The following is a 19883-nucleotide window of genomic DNA, read 5'->3' as shown; positions in this document are numbered from 1 at the left end:
GCAAGGACACGGATGAGAAAATAGATCCATAACACCACCCAGATTAGATCAGCTTTTGCTGAACCTATTATCGTCTATCGTATATACAACATGCCTTTACGCTGACCCACCTGGCGGAACCAGTGCCCCAATCAAATAGTGGCTAAAAAACAAGCTCCGTTGACTAAAGCAGTGATAGTTGCACCAATAATAATGCCTTTCATCATTGCAAATTGACGTCGGTGTCTGAATCGGAGGATCAGCGGTATGACATACAGCAATTGCCAAAATAGAAAGCCCATGGCACCGACTATCCAAATCCCAAGAAATGTGTAGCCTCCAGCAATCATGCCAATGCCAAAGCCAACAATAAAGATAAGCATAATGGCTATGCAATGCAGTCCCATCAGGAGTGTGAATCCACGGATAATCTGTGTTAGTTCGTCTTGCTGAGGATTGTTTGTCATGATGTTTGATGCATGGTTGTTAGCATTTCATGTCCGGCACTACCTTCTCGGTAGAACAGGTTGTAGGTGTCGAAGGGGATGATTCGTCCATCGGGGTGAACAATGTGGATGCAGGAGCGTTTGACTGAGCGGACATCGAAGTTGTAGGCATCCATAAATTGCACAATCATAATGCGAAAAATGTTCTCATAGGAAAACCCGGTGGGGACGGGTACTAGGGGGAGACAACACAACAGCTGCTGGAGGGAGGCACCGGCTGATTCTGGGGAATGGGCAGTGGAAAACAGATCAAAAATTTTCTGTTTTAGTTCTGGATGTTGCTCATAAAGAACAGAATTGGGCACCATGTCCACAAAGGTGGGGGTGTCAAATAGACCTGTGAGTGGGATTACCTTGTTCTGCACCTTGAGGGCATAGGCCATGGCAAGGGAGTCTGGATGGCAGGGGACGGGCAGAATATCTTGAGGTTTGAAGTGATGGGTTTGTTCTAGAATGGCGCGGCGGACTTCGGTGAGGGTGTAGCGATTTTGCTTGGGTTCAAACCCTCCTATTCTTCCAGCGGCCTGAATGGGCTGAAATGTGACTCCGCGCACACAGCGCTGTTGCAGAGCAAAGTCAATAATTTTGCCAATTTCATGGTCGTTGAGGCCTTTTTTAACCGTGACCACCAGGGTAGTGGAGAGATTTAACTCGTTTAGTCGAGCTAGGGCCTGCTCCCTGGTTGCCCGGAGGTCTACACCCCTCAATTCTCGCAGGGCATCGGCGTCAAAGCTATCAAACTGGAGATAGATCTCAATACCTGGCTTGTATTTGTTGAGTTGTTCACAAAATGCTCGATCTTGGGCAATCTTCATCCCGTTGGTATTGATCATCAAATGTTTGATCGGTCTAGCCTTGACCATATCCATCACGGCAAAAAAGTCTGGATGGATCGTGGGCTCGCCACCGCTGAGCTGCACCACTTGGGGCTCTCCTTCGTTGGCAACAATCACGTCTAGCATCTGTTCGATCTCGCCTAGGGTGCGATGGCGGCGACGTTGATTGCGGCCTCCCATCTCATCGACACCAGAGTCTGCATAGCAAATGGGGCAGGTGAGGTTACATCGATCGGTCAGTTCGATCAGGGTTAAGCAGCTATGTTGTTCGTGATCTGGACAGAGGCCACAGTCGTAGGGACAGCCGTATTTGATCGGGGTGTTGAACTTGAGGGGTAAATCGCCAGGTTTGATAAAGGTTTGGGTCTGGCGATAGTAGTCGATGTCGTCGGCAATTAATATCTCTTCTCGGCCATGGGTAGGACAATGTTTGGCTAAATACACGCCTCCATCTTGAAAGATGATTTTTGCTTCTACCTTAGTTAGGCATTGAGAACAGAGGCTATTGGTGAGGCCATAGAACAGGTAGGGGCGGGTGGGCATAGGATGGTGGGGTTAGGGGGTAATTAAGGACCGGCGCGATAGCTGGCGGCAGGCGTAGAGAAAGCCCAACAGACTGGCAACTTGGACTGCGCTGAGGCCCAACAGGGGGTGGAAGTCGGGTTTGAGAAAATCGATCAGAAAACGAAACCCTAAGTACCCTGCTAGGTACATCTGGAATAGGTCGCCAGCATGATGGGGATATTTTTTACGCCCAGCAAGGGCAATGCCTAAAATCACCAAAAATATAATTTCGTATAGCTGGGTGGGATGGCGTAAAATGCCGTCGCCGAAGTCCACGCCCCAGGGCAGGGTGGTCATGGTGCCGTAGGTGCGATCGCGCAGCCCGGTCAAAAAGCAGCCCATGCGCCCAATGGCAGTGCCCACCAGCAATGGATACACAAATACATCCCCGGTGGACTGGGTTACCCCAATCCAGGATTTGGTCACCTCTACCCCGATCAGGCCCCCCAACAGCGCGCCGACGATGGTTTTTCCCTGGGCGACCAGCCATAGCCACTGCCGCCAGTCGAGCCAGAGCAAATCCATATGCTGTAGTAGGACCAGGGCCTTGGCCCCTAGAACGGCCCCCACCATGCCGCCTGCCACTACAGAACTGCGTTGGGCAACCGACAGGGTATCCGAGCGGAGGTTGCGGCGCAGCAATAGGCGGAAAGCAACGACATACCCCAAAAACTCAAACAAAAAATGGGGATGAATTTTCCAAGCGCCTAACCCGATGTAAACGGGAAACTGTGGTGAAATCATAGGTCGGATCAGCAACGCCCGCATTTTAGCTAGGGGGTTTGTGCGATCGCATCCCTATTCACAGAACTTATTCCAGGAGGTTATCCGATGATCCCAGTTAATGATTGTAACGCGGCTTCAGTTCGCCATTTGGGAAACAAATTTGGCGGCTCGACTAGGGGGCGGTGAATTTGTTGTTGTGCTAGAAGAGATTACTGATTTGCCGGAGGCGGTGTATTGGGCAAGACATAACTGGCGGGGCTAGTACAAGGTCTTTGCCCCCAGTATGCAAGCTAGGCTTCCCAGCAACTGAACATTCGCAGCTGAACATTGCGGGTAAGTTGCGCCAAGACCTGGCTCATTATATGGGCGGATGCTGGGGGAAATGCCGTTGTTGATTTAGAAGATAAACTGGTCTGTCAGCAGGGACTCTACATAAAAATTTCGCTCCAGTATTTGCTGAGTATGCTAAACCTGACTAAAACGTATCAGGGGATATCGATGGGATTTGTCAAATGCTCTATGGCTGCGGTGCGGGAGTTAGGTCTGTTTAGTACCGCCAGTTTGGCCCAAGATCCGGATTTTGCCCAAATTCAGATCCAAACGATTCCGGCAGCTGACTACGATGCTGCCTGGGGGCAGGGCTTTTTAAGTCCGGAGGCCTTTCAGACCCTGGTGTACCAAAGTTTAGTGTCATCAGGAGAGGGGTCAGGGAGGTGAGCAATATTGGGCCAAATAGGGAGAGAAAATTACCCGTGAATAAACATTACATTTTGACGAGTATTTTAACCATGGTTGCCGTGGGGGGATTAGCGTATCCAGTCCATGGACTGGAGCAATCGACCCAGCTATTAGTGCAGGTTAGCGGTCTGAATGAGCTGCAGGGAAAGGTGTGTTTAAGTCTCTTTGATAGCAGTACTGGCTTCCCCAGCAATGGTGATGAAGCGGTGGGAAGCCAATGTGTGTCGGCTATTGAGCCTGTCTCGACTGCCGAGTCTGACGCGGCCACCCAGATTTCCCCTGACTCTTCATCATTGTGGGTGGCCTTTGAGAATCTTGCCCCTGGCAGTTATGCAGTTTCAGTATTCCACGATGCCAACGGCGATGGCGAATTTAATCGCCATCTTTTCGGCATGCCTGCGGAAGGGTTTGGGTTTTCTCGCAATCCTGAGGTGCGGACAGGGCCACCGCAGTTTGGCGATGCTGTGGTTTTGGTGGCTGGGACTGAAACTAAGATTGAGATTGAGCTGAATTACTTTTAAGGGCAGCAACAGCTGAGGATTTGGAATAAAAACACACCAGCAATGTCGTTTCTCAGTACTAGTTATGGGTGACGTTTACGATGCATTTATTTCCTATGGTCGGGCTGACAGTAAGATGTTTGTCGTCCAACTCTGTCGGCAGCTGACCAATGCGGGCTATCGTGTCTGGTGTGACTTTAACGATATTCCCCTGGCCGTTGACTTTCAAATCCAGATCGAGCGGGGGATTGAAAAATCCCATAATTTCCTGTTTGTTATCTCACCCCATGCCGTAAACTCCCCTTACTGCGCCAAGGAGATTGACATTGCCCTGCGCCATCAGAAGCGGATCATTCCTCTACTGCATGTGGAGGAGATTGACCGAGGGACCTGGCAGGGGCGCAATCCCGACGGCACCGATCAACAATGGCACGATTATCAGGCCCAGGGGCTGCATTCCAGCTTTCCCCATATGCACCCCCACATTAGTCAGATTAATTGGGTGTACATGCGGGAGAAACAGGACGATTTTGAGCAGTCCCTGGTGGCACTGGAGCAAATTTTTCAGCGACACCGAGACTATGTGGAACGCCACACCGAGCTATTGAATGGGGCACTGGAGTGGGAGCGAAAACAAAAACAAACTGAGTATTTATTGTTGGGAGAAGCCCGACAGCTAGCCGAGGCATGGCTGCACCAGCGATTTAGGGACGAACAGCCCTCCTGTCTGCCCACGGATTTACACTGCGAGTTCATCACTGAGAGCATCAAAAATGCTCACAACAAGATGACCCAGGTGTTTTTGGCCTATGCCCAAGCCGATACTGAGGTGATGGATCGGATGCGGCGATTGCTGCGACGGCAGGGACTGACGGTATGGAGTAATGAAACGGATATTCCCACGGGGGAAGCCTTTAATCTGGTGGTGAATCGCGGCATTGAGGAGGCCGATACCATGGTGTATCTGTTGTCTCCGGATTCTCTGCGGTCCCGGTACTGCCAGTATGAATTGAACTATGCGATGAAGCTAAAGAAACGGGTGATTCCCATTTTGGTGAAGCCTTTAACTGCAGCGGATGATGATACGCAGTTGAAGTCTCTGCAGTACATTGATTTAACCAATAATGTCCGGGCGGAGGATGGGCGGCTGGATGAAAACGAATTGATTAAGACCCTGAATCAGGATGCGGCCTACTATGCCCATCATAAGGATCTGTTGGTCAAGGCCCTGAAATGGAAACGACAGCAGAAAAATACCAGTGTGCTGTTGCGGGGATATGATTTACGTCAGGCGGAGGCATGGCTAAAAACCGCCCAGGGGCGCTTGTCTCATCCGGCCACGGACTATCACCAGGAATTTATTCAGGCCAGCTTAAGCCATCCCCCACCGGCTTCAATTGATGTGTTTATTTCCTATTCCAGTGCCGATGCGGATATTGCCCGGACATTAAATATGGCGCTGCAGAGTCAGGGAAAAACCACCTGGTTTGATCAAGAAAGTATTGCGGCGGGAACGGCTAACTTTCAGCGGGAGATTTATCAAGGTATTGAGATATCGGATAATTTTTTGTTTATTTTGTCGCCTCGCTCCGTCACTTCGCCCTATTGCAAACAAGAAGTGGACCATGGGGCGCGGTTTAATAAACGGTTTGTGACTATTTTGCATCAGCCTGTCAATACGGCTGACCTGCATCCGGAACTGGCGAAGGTGCAGTGGCTAGACTTTAGCCAGCAGCGGGGGAATTTCACTACCCATTTTAATCATCTGATTCGTATTCTAGATACGGATCGAGACCATGTGCAAAGCCATACTAAATGGCTGCAGCGAACGCTGGAATGGCAGGAGAAAGAACAGAGTCGTGATTTACTGCTGCGGGGGGCGGAAAGTGCGATCGCAACCCAATGGCTCCAGGACAGCCAAAAACATCGGAAAACCCCGATGGTCACCGAGGGGCAACGGGCCTTTATCACCGCTAGCCAGGACGCCCTCGCCGCAGAGGCTCGCCGAGAAAAGCGCCGAACTGTGGTGCTACAATCCCTGCTCGCTAGTGTCAGTGTTTTATTTCTGATGGCGATGGGGGCTGGGGCCGTTGCCCTGCGCAGGGGTAACAGTCTGGCCTTGGATGAGAACGCGGAAAAGGTTAGCCGCAGCCTGATTACTAGCCCCGTAGAGGGGCTGTTGGACTCCCTGAGACTGGTCGGCAAAAGTCGGTCCCGGCTGTGGAAACTGCGGCCTGCCGTCCGTTCCACCCTACGCAACGCCATTGGCATAACGATGGAGAAAAATCGGTTAGAAGGACATGAAGATGCTGTTTGGTCAGCGGTGTATAGCCCCAATGGGCAGATCATCGCCAGTGGAGGATTTGATCAGGTGATTCGTCTGTGGGACTCGGAGGGTAACCCCCTGGGAACGCCCTTTAAGGGCCACACCGATGAGATTTGGTCGGTGGCCTTTAGTCCCGATGGACAGACCCTGGCCAGCGCCAGTTCCGACAGCACCGTGCGGCTCTGGGATCGTCAGGGCAATCAACTGGGTGTTTACGAAGGGCACGGGGGCCATGTTAAGACGGTGACTTTTAGTCCCAATGGGACAATATTGGCCAGTGGCGATGAGGCCGGGGCGATCCGGTTATGGACCCGTGATGGCAAGGCCCGCTTGTTGCAGGCTGGGGGTAAAGCTGTGGTGTGGTCCTTGGCCTTTAGTCCTGACGGTACTCAGATAGTTAGTGGGCGAGAGGATGGGGCGATTCACCTATGGAGTCTCCAGGGGAAACTGCTCAAAACCTTATCAGGGCATAGGGGAGCGGTGATTGCGGTGGCCATCAGTCCCGATGGGCAGCTGATGGCCAGTGGTGGCAGCGATAAGATTATCCGCCTATGGGATCGTCAGGGTAATTTACTATCTGAGCTTGAGGGGCATACGGATAATGTTATGTCCTTAGCGTTTAGTCCCAATAGCCAGTGGCTGATCAGCGGTGGTGATGACAATACGGTCCGGGTGTGGAGTCGTGAGGGGCAGCCGGTGGGTCCGCCCCTGATTGGTCATGAGTACTATGTGTATTCGGTGGCGGTGAGTCCCGATGGGAAAACCATTCTGAGCGGTGGTGAGGATACCACCCTGCGACTGTGGGATATGGAGGATGTTCTGGTGCGCAATGCTTTTCGGCTGCACGATAGTGCTGTCAATAGCATGGCGATCAGTGGTGATGGAGAGATGTTAGTGACAGCCGGTGCGGACAGTACGGTACGGCTGTGGTCTGGAGCTGGAGAGGCGATGGCGGCCCCCTTTAAAGGGCACAGGGATGCGGTGTTATCGGTGGATATGAACCAGGATGGGGAGATCATCGCTAGCGGTAGTGCGGATCATACGGTTCGACTCTGGACTCGTCAGGGGTATGAGATTGAGTCTCTAGACCAGCATCAAGCGGCTGTGAATGCTGTGGCCATTCATCCGACTCAGTCGCTTATGGCCAGTGCCAGTGACGATAACACTATTCGTCTATGGGACTTAAAGGGTAACCCGATTGGATACCCCCTAGAGGGTCATGGGGAGGCGGTGAATACGGTTGTGTTTAGCCCCGATGGCCAGCTGTTGGTGAGTGGCGGTGATGACCGGAAAATTCGTCTGTGGGATTTGCAGGGAAATCCTATGGGAGAGCCCCTAGAAGGGCATACGGATGATATCAATGCCCTGGCCTTTAGCCCCGATGGGGAGATGTTTGTCAGTGCTAGTCGCGATCGCACCCTGCGGCTATGGGATCGGGATGGCAATCAGGTTGGCGATTCCTTCAAGGGACATCTGAGCGATGTGGTGGCGGTTACCTTTAGCCCGGATGGTCAATATATCGTCAGTGCTAGCCGTGATCAGACGCTACAGCTATGGGATTTACAGGGGAGACCCATCGGTAATCCGGTGACGGGTCACAATGCTACGGCCAGTACAGTTTTGTTTAGTGGCGATGGGCAATGGTTGCTCAGTGCCAATAGCGATGGTTTTTTGCGTCGTTGGGAGGGGGGCACGATTGCGGATTGGGTGAATTGGGGATGCGATCGCATCAGAACCCATTCCATTCTGCGCAAACCTGAAGCGGCTGGAGTTGAAAAAGTTTGTCAGTTTTAGGGATTAATGGCACCCTACCAATTGCATACCTGGTGGTTTCTATCCATAGAAACCATTACTCATCAAATATTTTTTATGAACCAACCAGCATCAGACTGGGCCAAAACCATGAGCTCGATGAACTCAGTGTCGTACGTATAAACGAATGCCTAGATATTTTTCCGGATGAACATCTCATCAAATTGGCGGATGTTTTTCCGTGTCAATACGAAGATTATGTAAACTGTTCCCTAAATCACTTAAGTATGTGGATCATAAGCACAATTTTAGATGGTGGCAATATAGAAGAGGCCATCATGAAAGCCATTCAAATGAACGCTCAACGTCCTAGCTACTATCCTCCCCAGGGATTTGTCCTGACCATGCTGGAGCGCATCAGCAAAGCCGTAGAGGTGCAGGGCGCAATTGAAGTACCTGTGATTGAGAGCTGCCACACCTCTTAACTTGGAACGGTCTTCGAATAACCGCAACGGCAGCTCACAGAAAACGGTGCAATCAGTAGATGGTGAACTGAGCTGTCCATTCCTCGCAACCGTAATAACGGCTTTGAGCCAATACTAGTGCCCCACCATCAACACCGATTAACGGGTCTCGATGAAAAGATACCGGCGTTGTCTGCCCGAGGGATGAGTACCGTGATATCAGGCTCAACTTGCAGACTTGTATGACGGGGCGACGATTGCGGTAGCTGTTAACTACGAGTTTATGCAAGAGATATGACCCGCTGGTTCTTTACCGTCCGTCAACGATTTACCCCATCCCAAATCGAAGACTGGCAAAGCTACATCAAGTTCTCCGGCTTCGTCCACATCACCGAAGTTGTCACCCTAGACAGTATCCTTTGCCCCGACCTGATCGATCATCTAATTGACGAAGACTGGTCCCACAATATCCAAGCAGACTACCGTACCACCTGGTTTACCGACCTTGCCTACCTTCGCCAACGGATTAGCCCTACAGACCAAAACCAGCTCCTAGCTATTCTTGAACAACCCACCCACATCCACAAGGTACTCCCCGGATTCAACTTCTGTGGTTTCGACATCCTTGATGACTACGACAGCAATAGCTTGCTAACCAACTTTGACCCATTTTCTGGCATATTCAGTCCCTCAGATGTCAATCAATTTGGACTACTCTCAGACCCGGAACATGCCAATGCTATTGCTGCGCAGCTGCGTTCATCATTGCCAGATGATCCCCATTGTTGCAACTGCCGTGTTTGGCAAATCGCCCGTAATGTAGAATTAAACGCAGGTCCCTAGGATCCTAGGCTAAGCTCTGTCCAGATATCCATCGAGGTCATGACGATGAACAGGAGCCCTATCTGCCTTACAGCTGCTCTGTTGTTTGCTGCCTTTCTCCCCCAGGCAGCCCTAGCTGATGAACAGTGGTCAACGGAGGAATATGATGTTGTCTACCAAGATGAGCGCAATAGAACCGCTATTTGGACCTATGGCGATGGCATCGGTACAATTTTTATTGATGGTTTAGCCGGAGTTTACACCGACCGAGGCTCCTATTCTGGTTACTGGGTACAAGAATCTTCCTCTTTGCCCTGCGACACGTTTAGGGAAGACACCAATGGTGAACCCACCTACTATTGGGGACGATTTGAACTTACCTTTATCGATCCAGATTTTCCCTCCCGTTGGCAAGCAATGATTGGCCTGTGTGACCTTGAACCAACCATCACCCTGACCGGTACCCCCATTACTCCACTGTTTGAGCCCTAGACTGTGGAGCCTTCGGCTTTCAACCCATAATTCCGCACGATCAGGAGGATCCATATGATATCTTCACAAATAAACTCCTGTTCTTTAGTTTGTTTAGTTGAGTAAAGAAACACTAGGGCACCTCTATTAATTGCCTTGACTTCAAAAATATTGAATTCATCGAGGTTCCCATTAGTTTCTCGCAAATTCTATTATGAAAGCCCCCGTCGTTCTTGGCTCGTTGTTAGCTCTAGCTGGAACTGCCGCTATTGCCGAAAGTGCCGATGCTGCCACTTCAGAGGCAGATATTCAAGCAGATCTAGAGCAGGCTGTTTGCGCTAGGGATTGGTACCGTGCCATTGAAGTCTCTGGAACATTAATCACGTCGCCCAAGATTACGCCGGATTACCGTCAGCAATTGCTAGATTTGCGTCATCAGCTTTATACCCGTGCCCAAGGAAGATCCAAGGGTGATGAGATACTCAGTTGTGCAGAGTTTAAAGCTTTCCTTGCCGGTACCGCTCCAGCAACCTACCAAGGTCCAGAACCTCGATTTTCTAGTAAAACGACGGTGCATACCTCAGTCACAACGACGGCTCCATTACCATCACCCTCAGTGACATCCCTAACCAACATTTGGACGGTGGGTGTACGGGTGGAGGGAAATAATATTAAGGGAATTGTATTAAATAATGGTCTAACCCCTGCCAACAACGTTACTTTAACCATTCGTTCCCAGCAAGAGGACTTCTCAGAAGATATTCAAACGGTTGCTATCGATACTGTGCGACCATGGGATGAGGCCGAATTTGTGGCTGCGTTTAATGATGCTCCAGGAAGTTGGATGATTGAAAGTATTGAAGTGAATTAAGGCCTTGGTCGGTAGACCCCATTTATTCTTAGGATAATATGCAGGTTCCAGAAGCTTTGGAAAGTCAGGAGACAGAACGATTCTGTATGCTGTCTCTTACCTTCTGATCGTGCTATCAATGCCAATATGACCAGCACTATATATATTCAACAAATAGCCATAGCGTTCCTAGGGGTGCTCGCTATGTTGGAGGGTTTTAATTTGCCATGAATGGTTTCACATAGTTTGAGGAAATCTTGCTTTGCCATGGCTGTCACTTGTTCAACGCTCCACTCATCCTTTAGCAGTGGTTGTCCGTTGAGCCCCCACACCACACCAGACCAGTTGCCCAGTCGGGCATTGGGGTCTTTGCTGTGCACTTCGTGTTGGGCATCGATATCCAATATGACCAGCGTACCTTGCCTTTGAGGAGAGAATATCTGCTCAGTGCCGCGAATGGTATAGCTATTGCTAGGGTTATGCAACATTAAGATCGGTCTGTAACCCGCAATACCATCACTATGGGGAGGAACAATCGCTCCTTCCATTAGTCGAAAATCAGGCAACGTCTGTAGTTCATAGCTATGGGTATAGTCGCAGACAAGAGGTTTATACAACTGAATTGTGATGCTTTGTAGATGACTCAGTAGGTGATTGGCAGCTAACGGTAGTTTAAGAGTCTCTGTATAGGTAATCATGGTTACTTACTCATAATAGTTTTTGACGCTGTTAATCCGAACTATGATTTCAGCTGAAAAATACTGGTATATAGGGGCTGTAGCAGATTGACCTATCCCCTAAATCAGCAACGGTGTGCTAGCGGTTTGTGTTGCTAGTCCGGTTTTAAGCCATCGTTATAGGTCTGCAGTAATATCAGAACATGATGAGGACGCAGTCTAAATAGACCAGACCCTAAAAGGCTTCTGTTGAATTTGCGATAATGGTTCAGAGCACGTTTTTCGAACAATGTACTCTCAGTAAATCTCTTTAAGTCTTGAATTATTCGCTCTGCTTCTCAACAAAATGCGGAAGCTATAACTTGTCTGATATAGCTTTTATTGAATTCTTAGAGAATCTAAATAGGTGCTAAAAGCCCCTGTCAGCATCCTACAGGGCGTATTACTTTTATAATAAAAGGGAGTTCCTTAGGAAATCTTAAAGTTAACTGGGCAACGCCAAGATTGTCTATCGTTCATCCTAATATTTTTGCTCAAGAAGAATACTTGGTGGGATTTACTTCAGTGTTATACGTATGTCTGGCAAGGTACTTTGGGGCTTGACCTTAGGGCAGTATATTGACTGTCATATTTGTAATTCATATCTCCGTCCATATCTGGCAGCATTCTAAAGGGATTTTAGGAAAAAGCTAAAAAATCTTGTTTTTTATCCATAGCAATTAAAATATCATCCTTGATAAAAGGCACTTCCACACAAAGACTCCGACATAGAGCTATCTCAAAATACCCTTGATTGTGAATTAATAACTCTTTCATGAAGACCTATTGATTTTCTATTCAAGGTTACTGAATCCAGCTTTTTGTCGGATAGAGCCATATAGTGTTGTGCGCATCGTTGAATATACTGCCTACATTAGGTAGGCACCTTGGTAAAACTGAGAATAAAATAGCGCAGTAACCCCACCTGGCTAATCTTCTCAACTGCCGCCACATCTCGAACGGCTTTTGGATAGCCCGCTTGATCAAATAGATCACAAACTACTGGATATGTAGGGAGGGTGTGGCGGGTGATATCTTCCTGTGTTGTCAGTTGGAATCCTGTTTTCTGAGCCAATGTTCGATAGTCTGACACTGTAAAACAACTGTCTGACCGGCCAAATGTTCCAGATATCACAGGCTTTGTAAATGTATTTACGACCTGTTGTAATGTCTTGAAAATGGGTGTCGAAACAAAATCACAAATGCCTAGACGTCCTCCTGGACGTAGAACTCGCTTTGCCTCTTGTAAAAACTCTTCTCGGTTGGGAAAGTGGAAAATACACTCTAACGCCAATACCACATCCATGGACCCATCTGCAAAGGGTAACTGACAGGCATCGCCCTCAACAAATGTAATTTTGTTGTTAGCCAGGGGCTTTATCTCTTGGCGTGCTCGATCTAGCTGGCGTGGGTCAATATTAAGACCTATCATATCCAAATTTTTGAACTGTTCATTGAGGCTGGCAATGGTACCGCCAAAGCCGCAGCCTGCGTCTAGTAATTGTTCATGTTCGTTGACGCTAGCTGCTGCATAGACCCGTTGGCAAAGGTTTTCGGCTGCTACTGCAAAATCCTCCACTGACCCATCTGCCTCAGCAGGGTTGGCCCAATAGCCCCAATGTACATGCCGTCCAAAAGCCTTCTGTACCGCTGGGTTACCCATCCTAAGCTGCTCTAGCAGAATATCGAAGTAGGGCATTGAGATCTGGGCGAGGCGCATGATTCCTTTGTTTAATTTCACGGATCTACTTATCCTATGCGTTAATGGTAACTTGCTTTGCTCTAGACCCGTTCCCGTTAAAAATATGAAGCTAGTGGTAACGTGTTGTTTATGTTGTTTTCTTACAGTCCGGGTGCCATCATGGTTTCTTAATGGAAAATTTTGCCATAATTCAAGACGCCTATTTATGGAGCTAAGCTGGTGAGCCTTGAAAACTCAGACCCCATCGAGCATCAGAACGTCCCCCAAGCCCATCGCGGTCTGCATGATTTTTTGTATAGCTCCACTGATGAACATTCCGTAGAACCGACGGTGGTATCGGCTCCAGCACAAACGGTTGATACCCCTGTGGCTGTTTCAGATTGGTGTGGGCAGTCTCAGCATGCAAAAGTAGCGGGCGTTTATGCGGTGCTCAATAGCGCTCAGCAGACTCAGTTTGTCAGTTATTCCCGGAATGTGGCCCTGTCTTTACGCAGTCATCTTACCCAAAAGGGAGAAGATATCTGTGCCATGGTGACGGTGCAGCCCTTCAAATTTCCTCAGCGGGATGCGATGGAACAGCTGCGGGATGAATGGATTGCTGCATTACCGAGTCCACCCCCTGGAAATGTTGATGGTACCTGGGCCAAAACCATTAAGGATGCGGCCACCCAAGTCATGTCTGCGGCAGAGCGTGACGCCTACGAAGAGAAAAAGCTAAAACTTCGTCGGGCGATGGCCGACGGTTCATTGCAACAGGAAGAGGCAAAAGTTCAGGCAAATCAGCGTCAGGATCTAGCCGCAGCGATGGATGAGGATAACTGGAGTGCTGTGATTCGGGAACAAACCAAAGAGACCCAGGCCTGACATCGAATAACAAGCCTGAAACCGAACATACGGGCTACGTTAAATGGCGACGATCAGTTACTGGTCCGTCGCCATTTTTCCACGTTAATGGGTGACGATTAGTTACTGGTCCGTCGCCATTTTTCCATGCTGGGCCCAATGAATTGTTCGCACCCCAACGCCATGACAATACCCAAGGTATAGGCAATAAAGTCTTCCCAAACAAATGTTGTGCCAATGACCGTTCTGGCTAACTGGGAAGATCCTAGACCCAGGACTTCTACAATCTTGAAATATTGTAAAATCTCCACCAGGAAGGAGAATAGTAACACGCCAATCGCCGTGTTAATCATGGAATATTTGAAGAATGTACGGATAAAGGTATAAATCAGAATAACAACTAGAAAATCACCCATATAGGGCCGAACAAAATCGTCCTTTACAAAGACGCCAATATAAACCTCTATGAGAGACAATAGAACAGTCCAATAAAAGTAATAGGCGTTAAATCTCATGGGTATCTGGTTTGAATAACTCAATGGGTAAATACGATGGGTAGGTTGACGATTCCCGAAGCGACTCCGGTATTTTAGCCACCACTCTGTATACATTGCGTAAATTTGTATTGGGGTGCTTTATGGTCTCTTATGGTGATGGTGTCCAATTGCCATTGTCCCCCCTTACCCATGTCGGCATCTTACTATTCTCTTTGGCTAGTCCCCCAGGCCCCTGACCTCGACTATTTTCAGCATATTATTAACACCCTATCCGAGCGCTTTGGGACCGTTCCTTTTTGTCCCCATGTTACTCTTTACAGCGGTCTCTTGCCACCGACGGTAGACCTCAAGCAATTGTGTGCCATGCTGCCATCGGAGCCGGTGGAGCTGACTGTGGTCAATCTCAGGCATGAATCCCGCTTTGCTAAAACCCTATATATCCAGCTAATCCAGTCCGCTGCATTGTCCCACCTGGTTAACGGTCTAGTCACGGCGATTCCCAACGCCCAGACACCGAAGCTCGATCCCCATGTTAGCTTGCTTTACCACAGCCTGGATGTTGCCACGAAACAAACCCTCGTAGACACTATTACCCTGCCCCGTCCCACCATTCAGTTCAACCAAGTTCAAGTCATGGCCGCGCCCCAGAACTTTGAGACCCAGGAGCACGTCTCACAATTACGCTGTGTCCATTGTCAATTCTTAGCCACACCATGACCGCACCTGCTGCCAAAATCATCGGTTTGCTCCCTGCTGCTGGGTTGGGCAGTCGCATTAGCCCGTTGCCCATGAGTAAGGAGCTTTTTCCCATCGGGTTTCAAGACCTGGCGGATCAAGGTTTGCGGCCTAAGGTTGCCTGTCAGTATTTGTTGGAAGCCATGGGGGAGGCGGGGATACAAGAGACATTTCTGATTTTGCGTCCTGGCAAGTGGGATATTCCCGCCTACTTGGGGGATGGTTCCCAGTTCAATATGCGGCTGGCTTACGTCACGGTGCATGTGCCTTTTGGGGTGCCCTTTAGTTTGAACCAGGCCTATCCATTTGTGAAGGATGCCATTGTGGCCATGGGCTTTCCAGATATTTTGTTTCGTCCGAGGGATGCCTATGGTCAGTTGCTTCACCGATTGCAGACGGGGTCAGCAGATGTGGTGCTGGGGCTATTTCCCACCGATCAGCCGGAAAAGGTGGGGTTGGTGGACTTTGATCACCATGGTGTGGTGTCCGGCATCTATGAGAAGTCTCAGCTCACCCATTTGACTTATATGTGGGCGATTGCGGTGTGGCGGCCCAGTTTTACCGAATTTCTGCATCGGTTTGTTGAGGCTAAGCAGACGGCCTTAATCGGAGATCAGTCTCCTGTGCTTATGCGGGAGATGCCGACCTACCAGGAAACGCCGATTGGGGATGTGATTGGGGGTGCGATCGCAAACAACCTGCGCGTAGAAGCCATCCCCTTCGAAACTGGCCAATACCTAGATATCGGCACCCCCGAAAACCTGATCAATGCCGTCTATCATTACGGCAAGCCCATAGCCTAAACCGATGCCAACGCTCCATTCAGGGTTACACTAGGCCGCATCGCCCGACTTGTTTTCTCCCCATCCGTCAGATAGTAACCACCAATATCTACTGGTTTACCCTGGGCCCCATTCAGCTCCTCCACAATTTTGGCCTCATTGTCCTTTAGATACTGAGCTAGTTTCGCAAACTTAGCCTGCAGTGCCCCATTCTTATTCTGCTCAGCCAGGGCCTGGGCCCAATACATGGCCAAATAAAAATGACTACCGCGATTGTCCAACTCATGGACCTGGCGAGACGGGGATTTCATATTATCCAAATACTGACCATTGGCTTGGTTCAGCGCCTCCGCCAAAATCAAAGCATTCTCGTTGTTAGTCTTCCGACCCATATCTTCTAGGGTGACCGCTAACGCCAGAAACTCCCCCAGGGAATCCCACCGCAAATGTCCCTCATGGACAAACTGTTGCACATGCTTGGGAGCGGAGCCACCCGCACCCGTTTCAAACAATCCGCCACCGGCCAATAAAGGCACAATGGAGAGCATTTTCGCACTGGTACCCAGTTCCAGAATCGGGAAGAGATCCGTGAGATAATCCCGTAGCACATTACCTGTGACAGAGATAACATCTTTACCCATTTTGATCTGTTCACAGGTAAACCGCATGGCATCCCCAGGGGCCAAAATTTTGATATCCAGACCGGCGGTGTTGTGGTTGGGTAAATACTGTTTAACTTTGGCGATCAGGTTAGCATCATGGGCACGATTGGCATCCAACCAGAAAACAGCGGAGCAACCCGTTGTACTAGCGCGACTGACCGCTAGTTTCACCCAATCCTGAATGGGCAGGTCCTTGGTCTGACACATCCGCCAGATATCCCCTTGCTCCACCCGATGCTCCAGCAATATATGGCCAGCAGCATCCACCACACGCACCGTACCGTTGATGGGAATCTCAAAGGTTTTGTCATGGGAGCCATACTCTTCCGCCTTTTGAGCCATCAGCCCCACATTGGCGACATTGCCCATGGTGGTGACATCAAAGGCTCCATTTTCCTGGCAGAATTTAATACATTCCTGGTACATGGTGGCGTAGCACCGGTCGGGAATCATAGCCTTGGTGTCATGGGGCTTACCGTCGGGGCCCCACATTTGGCCAGAGGTGCGAATGGCAGCGGCCATGGAGGCATCAATAATCACATCACTGGGCACATGGAGATTGGTGATGCCTTTATCGGAATCGACCATGGCCAACTTAGGGCGTCTATCGTAGGTGGCTTGTAGATCGGCTTCAATGGCGGTGCGCTGATGGTCGGGCAGGGTTTGGATTTTGGCGTACACATCCCCCAAGCCATTGTTGGGATTCACACCTAACTCAGTAAAGAGAGCCGCATATTTTTCAAAAACGTCCTTAAAGTAAATGGTGACGGCATGGCCAAACAAGATTGGATCGGACACCTTCATCATGGTTGCCTTCACATGGAGTGAAAGCAAAATGTCTTCTTCCTGAGCTCTATTTATCTCTTTTTCGTAAAAATATCTCAGGTCCTTGACATTCATTACAGCGGCGTCAAGGACTTCCCCTGCCAGCACCGCTGTTTTCTCTTTTAACACGGTGGTCGAGCCATCTGGGGTAACTAGCTCAATTTTCACGTTGCCCGCATCCTGGATCACCACCGACTTCTCACTGCCGTAAAAATCACCCTGATCCATATGGGCCACATGGGATTTAGACTTGGCAGTCCACGCCCCCACCCGATGGGGATTCTTCTGGGCGTATTGTTTGACAGCGGCGGCCACCCGTCGGTCAGAGTTACCTTCCCGCAAAACAGGATTAACGGCGCTGCCTAGCACTTTGGCATACCTGGCTTTAATGGTGGCTTCGGCTTCAGTTTTAGGCTCGGCGGGGTAGTCAGGGATGGCATACCCTTTTCCTTGGAGTTCTTTGATGGCGGCCAGCAGCTGGGGTACGGATGCACTGATGTTGGGGAGTTTAATGATATTAGCCGCCGGCGTTTTGGCCAGGTCCCCCAGCTGGGTGAGGGCGTCGGGTACCCGCTGCTCTGCTGTCAGGGAATCTGGAAAATTGGCAATAATGCGCGCGGCTAAGGATATGTCTTGGGTTTCTACAATGACATCAGCTGCGCTGGTAAAGGCTTGAACGATGGGCAAAAAAGAATAGGTGGCTAGAGCTGGCGCTTCGTCAGTCAGCGTGTAGATGATTCTAGCTGTTGGATGGGTCATGTATTGTTTGCCTAAGTTTCAGCCATGCCTAATGCTTTGCTCCAAAAATTTGGAGCAAAGCAAACCAGATTCTACCTCGAAAGAGCAAATCCTAAAGCTCAAAATCTGTCTACATTTCTGGATAAATTCAGACATGAGTTAACCATGGCAGGCTACTCAAATGTCATGCTCCTGTTATGCCCCTATTGTGCCCTAAACTCCAGTGCCAGCGGGGACTGCCATGCGCTGTGGGTGGAGGGAACCTTCCACCTGAGTTGAGCCGTACAGTCGGTTCAGGGCCTGCATGTAGGCATGGGCTGAGGCCACAATAATGTCTGTGTTGGCCGCATGGCCAGAGTAGATGCGCTGGTCATGGCGGAGGCGAATGGTGACTTCCCCAATGGCGTCAATACCTGCGGTGACTGATTGTACGGAATACTCGATCAGGTCATTGGGAATATCAACAACGCGGTTAATAGCTTTATAGATGGCATCCACCGGACCGGTGCCAATGGCGGCATCCATGAGCTCCTCGCCGGCAGGAGTGCGGATGGTGATGGAGGCGGTGGGGCGAGCGTTGCTACCGCAGGAGACTTGGACTAGCTCTAGCCTAAAGTGCTCGACCACCTGCTGGGTCTCGTCATTGACGATGGCTTCTAGGTCGCGATCGCTAATTTCTTTTTTCTTATCCGCCAGGTCTTTGAACCGCAAAAATGCCTTATTCAAATCCTGCTCCGAGAGTTCGTAGCCTAGTTCCTGGAGACGACTGCGGAAAGCATTACGGCCCGAAAGCTTGCCTAAAACGATCAGATTGTCACTCAGACCGATGGTCCGGGCGTCCATGATCTCGTAGGTGAGCTTATTTTTTAGGACCCCGTCCTGGTGGATGCCAGACTCATGGGCAAAGGCATTGGCCCCGACGATGGCCTTGTTGGGCTGCACCAGCATGCCAGTGACGGTGGAGATCAGGCGGGAGGTTTTGTAGATTTCTGTGGTGTTGATATTGGTCAGGGGCGTTTCAGAATCCACTGACCGGCCAAAGAAGGGATTGAAGTACTGGCGGCGCACATGCATGGCCATCACCAGCTCCTCCAGGGCAGCATTCCCCGCCCGTTCACCAATGCCGTTGATGGTACATTCCAGCTGCCGGGCTCCGTTTTTCACCGCTTCGAGGAAGTTGGCAACGGCTAGACCGAGGTCATTGTGACCATGGACAGAAATGACTGTCTGGTCCACATTGGGCACGTTTTCTGAGATGCCCTTGATCAGCCCGCCAAACTCGCTGGGGGTGAGGTAGCCCACGGTGTCGGGGATATTGATGGTGGTGGCTCCGGCTGCGATCGCAACCTCCAACACCTGGTACAAAAACTCCGGCTCTGACCGTCCCGCATCCTCAGGGGAAAACTCAATATCGTCCGTAAAGCCCTTGGCAAAGCGCACCATTTCATCCGTAATGGCCAGCACCTCCTGCCGCGACTTCTTGAGCTTGTACTTCATGTGGATATCAGACGTCGCCAGAAAGGTATGGATGCGACCGTGGGCAGCGGGGGCCACCGCCCGAGCTGCCGCTTCAATATCTTTTTCAGTAGCTCGGGCCAAACCACAGATGATCGGTCCGCCCGGGCCACCAACTTCACGGGCAATGCGCTGCACCGCCTCAAAGTCACCGGGGCTGGCGTAGGGAAACCCCGCTTCAATGATGTCTACACCCAGGCGAGCCAATTGACGAGCCACCGCTAGCTTCTCTTCAACATTCATCGTCGCCCCTGGGGACTGCTCCCCATCGCGCAAAGTCGTGTCAAAAATTAAAACTCGATCAGGCTGTATACTCATCGCAGGTTATGGCTAA

The 19883-nt window shown here is 50.1% G+C and carries 20 protein-coding genes; 12 read left to right on the top strand and 8 right to left on the bottom strand.

Annotated elements, in window-relative coordinates:
* Positions 1 to 131 precede the first annotated feature (131 nt).
* The 3 genes from VB741_RS21060 to VB741_RS21050 are packed head-to-tail and all read right to left on the bottom strand — an operon-like array spanning position 132 to position 2629.
* Entirely contained in the window at positions 132 to 446 is a 315-nt protein-coding gene (locus VB741_RS21060; RefSeq protein ID WP_323367174.1) for a hypothetical protein, read from the bottom strand.
* Positions 443 to 1864 (bottom strand): radical SAM protein, encoded by a 1422-nt coding sequence (locus tag VB741_RS21055; protein ID WP_323367173.1) that lies wholly within the window; start codon positions 1862 to 1864, stop codon positions 443 to 445. Before VB741_RS21055 ends, VB741_RS21060 begins: the two co-directional genes overlap by 4 nt.
* A gap of 12 nt (positions 1865 to 1876) precedes the next feature.
* Positions 1877 to 2629, bottom strand: coding sequence for a prolipoprotein diacylglyceryl transferase (locus VB741_RS21050; protein WP_323367172.1), 753 nt, complete (start codon positions 2627 to 2629; stop codon positions 1877 to 1879).
* Positions 2630 to 2729: 100 nt separating this feature from the next.
* Here VB741_RS21050 and VB741_RS21045 point away from each other — a divergent pair, with 100 nt between their 5' ends.
* The 9 genes from VB741_RS21045 to VB741_RS21010 all read left to right on the top strand — a co-directional run bounded on the left by VB741_RS21045 (position 2730) and on the right by VB741_RS21010 (position 10555).
* Positions 2730 to 2873 (top strand): hypothetical protein, encoded by a 144-nt coding sequence (locus tag VB741_RS21045; protein WP_323367171.1) that lies wholly within the window; start codon positions 2730 to 2732, stop codon positions 2871 to 2873.
* A 236-nt stretch (positions 2874 to 3109) separates the two neighbouring features.
* Entirely contained in the window at positions 3110 to 3328 is a 219-nt protein-coding gene (locus VB741_RS21040) for a hypothetical protein (RefSeq protein ID WP_323367170.1), read from the top strand.
* A gap of 35 nt (positions 3329 to 3363) precedes the next feature.
* Positions 3364 to 3870 carry a DUF2141 domain-containing protein gene (locus VB741_RS21035; protein WP_323367169.1) on the top strand — a complete coding sequence of 169 codons (507 nt, stop codon included), beginning with the start codon at positions 3364 to 3366 and terminating at the stop codon, positions 3868 to 3870.
* 64 nt (positions 3871 to 3934) lie between these two features.
* The gene (locus VB741_RS21030) at positions 3935 to 7969 is read left to right on the top strand and encodes a toll/interleukin-1 receptor domain-containing protein (protein WP_323367168.1); all 4035 of its coding nucleotides are present in this window, start codon (positions 3935 to 3937) and stop codon (positions 7967 to 7969) included.
* 245 nt (positions 7970 to 8214) lie between these two features.
* On the top strand, positions 8215 to 8412 hold the full coding sequence (locus VB741_RS21025; RefSeq protein WP_323367167.1) for a hypothetical protein: 198 nt from the start codon (positions 8215 to 8217) through the stop codon (positions 8410 to 8412).
* A 117-nt stretch (positions 8413 to 8529) separates the two neighbouring features.
* The gene (locus tag VB741_RS26495) at positions 8530 to 8637 is read left to right on the top strand and encodes a hypothetical protein (protein WP_442786419.1); all 108 of its coding nucleotides are present in this window, start codon (positions 8530 to 8532) and stop codon (positions 8635 to 8637) included.
* 48 nt (positions 8638 to 8685) lie between these two features.
* On the top strand, positions 8686 to 9234 hold the full coding sequence (locus VB741_RS21020) for a hypothetical protein (RefSeq protein ID WP_323367166.1): 549 nt from the start codon (positions 8686 to 8688) through the stop codon (positions 9232 to 9234).
* 45 nt (positions 9235 to 9279) lie between these two features.
* The gene (locus tag VB741_RS21015) at positions 9280 to 9705 is read left to right on the top strand and encodes a hypothetical protein (RefSeq protein WP_323367165.1); all 426 of its coding nucleotides are present in this window, start codon (positions 9280 to 9282) and stop codon (positions 9703 to 9705) included.
* A gap of 193 nt (positions 9706 to 9898) precedes the next feature.
* Positions 9899 to 10555, top strand: a complete 657-nt coding sequence (locus tag VB741_RS21010) for a hypothetical protein (RefSeq protein ID WP_323367164.1) — start codon at positions 9899 to 9901, stop codon at positions 10553 to 10555.
* A gap of 146 nt (positions 10556 to 10701) precedes the next feature.
* Here the strand turns inward: VB741_RS21010 and VB741_RS21005 are convergent, their stop codons facing one another.
* On the bottom strand, positions 10702 to 11232 hold the full coding sequence (locus tag VB741_RS21005; RefSeq protein WP_323367163.1) for a hypothetical protein: 531 nt from the start codon (positions 11230 to 11232) through the stop codon (positions 10702 to 10704).
* 892 nt (positions 11233 to 12124) lie between these two features.
* A complete protein-coding gene (locus VB741_RS21000) occupies positions 12125 to 12991 on the bottom strand; it encodes a class I SAM-dependent methyltransferase (protein WP_323367162.1) in 867 nt (288 codons plus the stop codon).
* Positions 12992 to 13171: 180 nt separating this feature from the next.
* Here VB741_RS21000 and VB741_RS20995 point away from each other — a divergent pair, with 180 nt between their 5' ends.
* The gene (locus VB741_RS20995) at positions 13172 to 13816 is read left to right on the top strand and encodes a GIY-YIG nuclease family protein (RefSeq protein WP_323367161.1); all 645 of its coding nucleotides are present in this window, start codon (positions 13172 to 13174) and stop codon (positions 13814 to 13816) included.
* 98 nt (positions 13817 to 13914) lie between these two features.
* Here VB741_RS20995 and VB741_RS20990 read toward each other — a convergent pair whose 3' ends face one another.
* Positions 13915 to 14310: a ribosomal maturation YjgA family protein gene (locus VB741_RS20990; RefSeq protein WP_323367160.1), complete on the bottom strand. Its 396-nt coding sequence runs from the start codon at positions 14308 to 14310 to the stop codon at positions 13915 to 13917.
* Positions 14311 to 14481: 171 nt separating this feature from the next.
* On the opposite strand from VB741_RS20990, the gene VB741_RS20985 reads away from it, so the two are divergent.
* Complete coding sequence (locus VB741_RS20985; protein ID WP_323367159.1) at positions 14482 to 15009, top strand: hypothetical protein; 528 nt, start codon at positions 14482 to 14484, stop codon at positions 15007 to 15009.
* Positions 15006 to 15830 carry a nucleotidyltransferase family protein gene (locus VB741_RS20980; protein ID WP_323367158.1) on the top strand — a complete coding sequence of 275 codons (825 nt, stop codon included), beginning with the start codon at positions 15006 to 15008 and terminating at the stop codon, positions 15828 to 15830. The genes VB741_RS20985 and VB741_RS20980 overlap by 4 nt, the downstream gene beginning before the upstream one ends.
* Here VB741_RS20980 and VB741_RS20975 read toward each other — a convergent pair.
* Together VB741_RS20975 and VB741_RS20970 are read right to left on the bottom strand one after the other, a co-directional pair.
* Positions 15827 to 18055: an NADP-dependent isocitrate dehydrogenase gene (locus tag VB741_RS20975; protein ID WP_323367157.1), complete on the bottom strand. Its 2229-nt coding sequence runs from the start codon at positions 18053 to 18055 to the stop codon at positions 15827 to 15829. The two genes, VB741_RS20980 and VB741_RS20975, sit on opposite strands and share 4 nt — an antisense overlap.
* A 192-nt stretch (positions 18056 to 18247) precedes the next feature.
* On the bottom strand, positions 18248 to 19867 hold the full coding sequence (locus VB741_RS20970) for a 2-isopropylmalate synthase (protein ID WP_323367156.1): 1620 nt from the start codon (positions 19865 to 19867) through the stop codon (positions 18248 to 18250).
* Positions 19868 to 19883 lie beyond the last annotated feature (16 nt).

The organism is Leptothoe sp. PORK10 BA2 (genome assembly GCF_034932105.1).
GTDB lineage: Bacteria > Cyanobacteriota > Cyanobacteriia > Phormidesmidales > Phormidesmidaceae > Leptothoe.
This window is presented reverse-complemented; position numbering and strand designations above follow the sequence as displayed.

Bases quoted from the DNA above. Each gene is read 5' to 3' on its own strand.
- VB741_RS21060 (WP_323367174.1), bottom strand. From the start codon at position 446: ATGACAAACAATCCTCAGCAAGACGAACTAACACAGATTATCCGTGGA.
- VB741_RS21055 (WP_323367173.1), bottom strand. From the start codon at position 1,864: ATGCCCACCCGCCCCTACCTGTTCTATGGCCTCACCAATAGCCTCTGT.
- VB741_RS21050 (WP_323367172.1), bottom strand. From the start codon at position 2,629: ATGATTTCACCACAGTTTCCCGTTTACATCGGGTTAGGCGCTTGGAAA.
- VB741_RS21045 (WP_323367171.1), top strand. From the start codon at position 2,730: ATGATTGTAACGCGGCTTCAGTTCGCCATTTGGGAAACAAATTTGGCG.
- VB741_RS21040 (WP_323367170.1), top strand. From the start codon at position 3,110: ATGGGATTTGTCAAATGCTCTATGGCTGCGGTGCGGGAGTTAGGTCTG.
- VB741_RS21030 (WP_323367168.1), top strand. From the start codon at position 3,935: ATGGGTGACGTTTACGATGCATTTATTTCCTATGGTCGGGCTGACAGT.
- VB741_RS21025 (WP_323367167.1), top strand. From the start codon at position 8,215: ATGTGGATCATAAGCACAATTTTAGATGGTGGCAATATAGAAGAGGCC.
- VB741_RS21020 (WP_323367166.1), top strand. From the start codon at position 8,686: ATGACCCGCTGGTTCTTTACCGTCCGTCAACGATTTACCCCATCCCAA.
- VB741_RS21015 (WP_323367165.1), top strand. From the start codon at position 9,280: ATGAACAGGAGCCCTATCTGCCTTACAGCTGCTCTGTTGTTTGCTGCC.
- VB741_RS21010 (WP_323367164.1), top strand. From the start codon at position 9,899: ATGAAAGCCCCCGTCGTTCTTGGCTCGTTGTTAGCTCTAGCTGGAACT.
- VB741_RS21005 (WP_323367163.1), bottom strand. From the start codon at position 11,232: ATGATTACCTATACAGAGACTCTTAAACTACCGTTAGCTGCCAATCAC.
- VB741_RS20990 (WP_323367160.1), bottom strand. From the start codon at position 14,310: ATGAGATTTAACGCCTATTACTTTTATTGGACTGTTCTATTGTCTCTC.
- VB741_RS20985 (WP_323367159.1), top strand. From the start codon at position 14,482: ATGTCGGCATCTTACTATTCTCTTTGGCTAGTCCCCCAGGCCCCTGAC.
- VB741_RS20980 (WP_323367158.1), top strand. From the start codon at position 15,006: ATGACCGCACCTGCTGCCAAAATCATCGGTTTGCTCCCTGCTGCTGGG.
- VB741_RS20975 (WP_323367157.1), bottom strand. From the start codon at position 18,055: ATGACCCATCCAACAGCTAGAATCATCTACACGCTGACTGACGAAGCG.
- VB741_RS20970 (WP_323367156.1), bottom strand. From the start codon at position 19,867: ATGAGTATACAGCCTGATCGAGTTTTAATTTTTGACACGACTTTGCGC.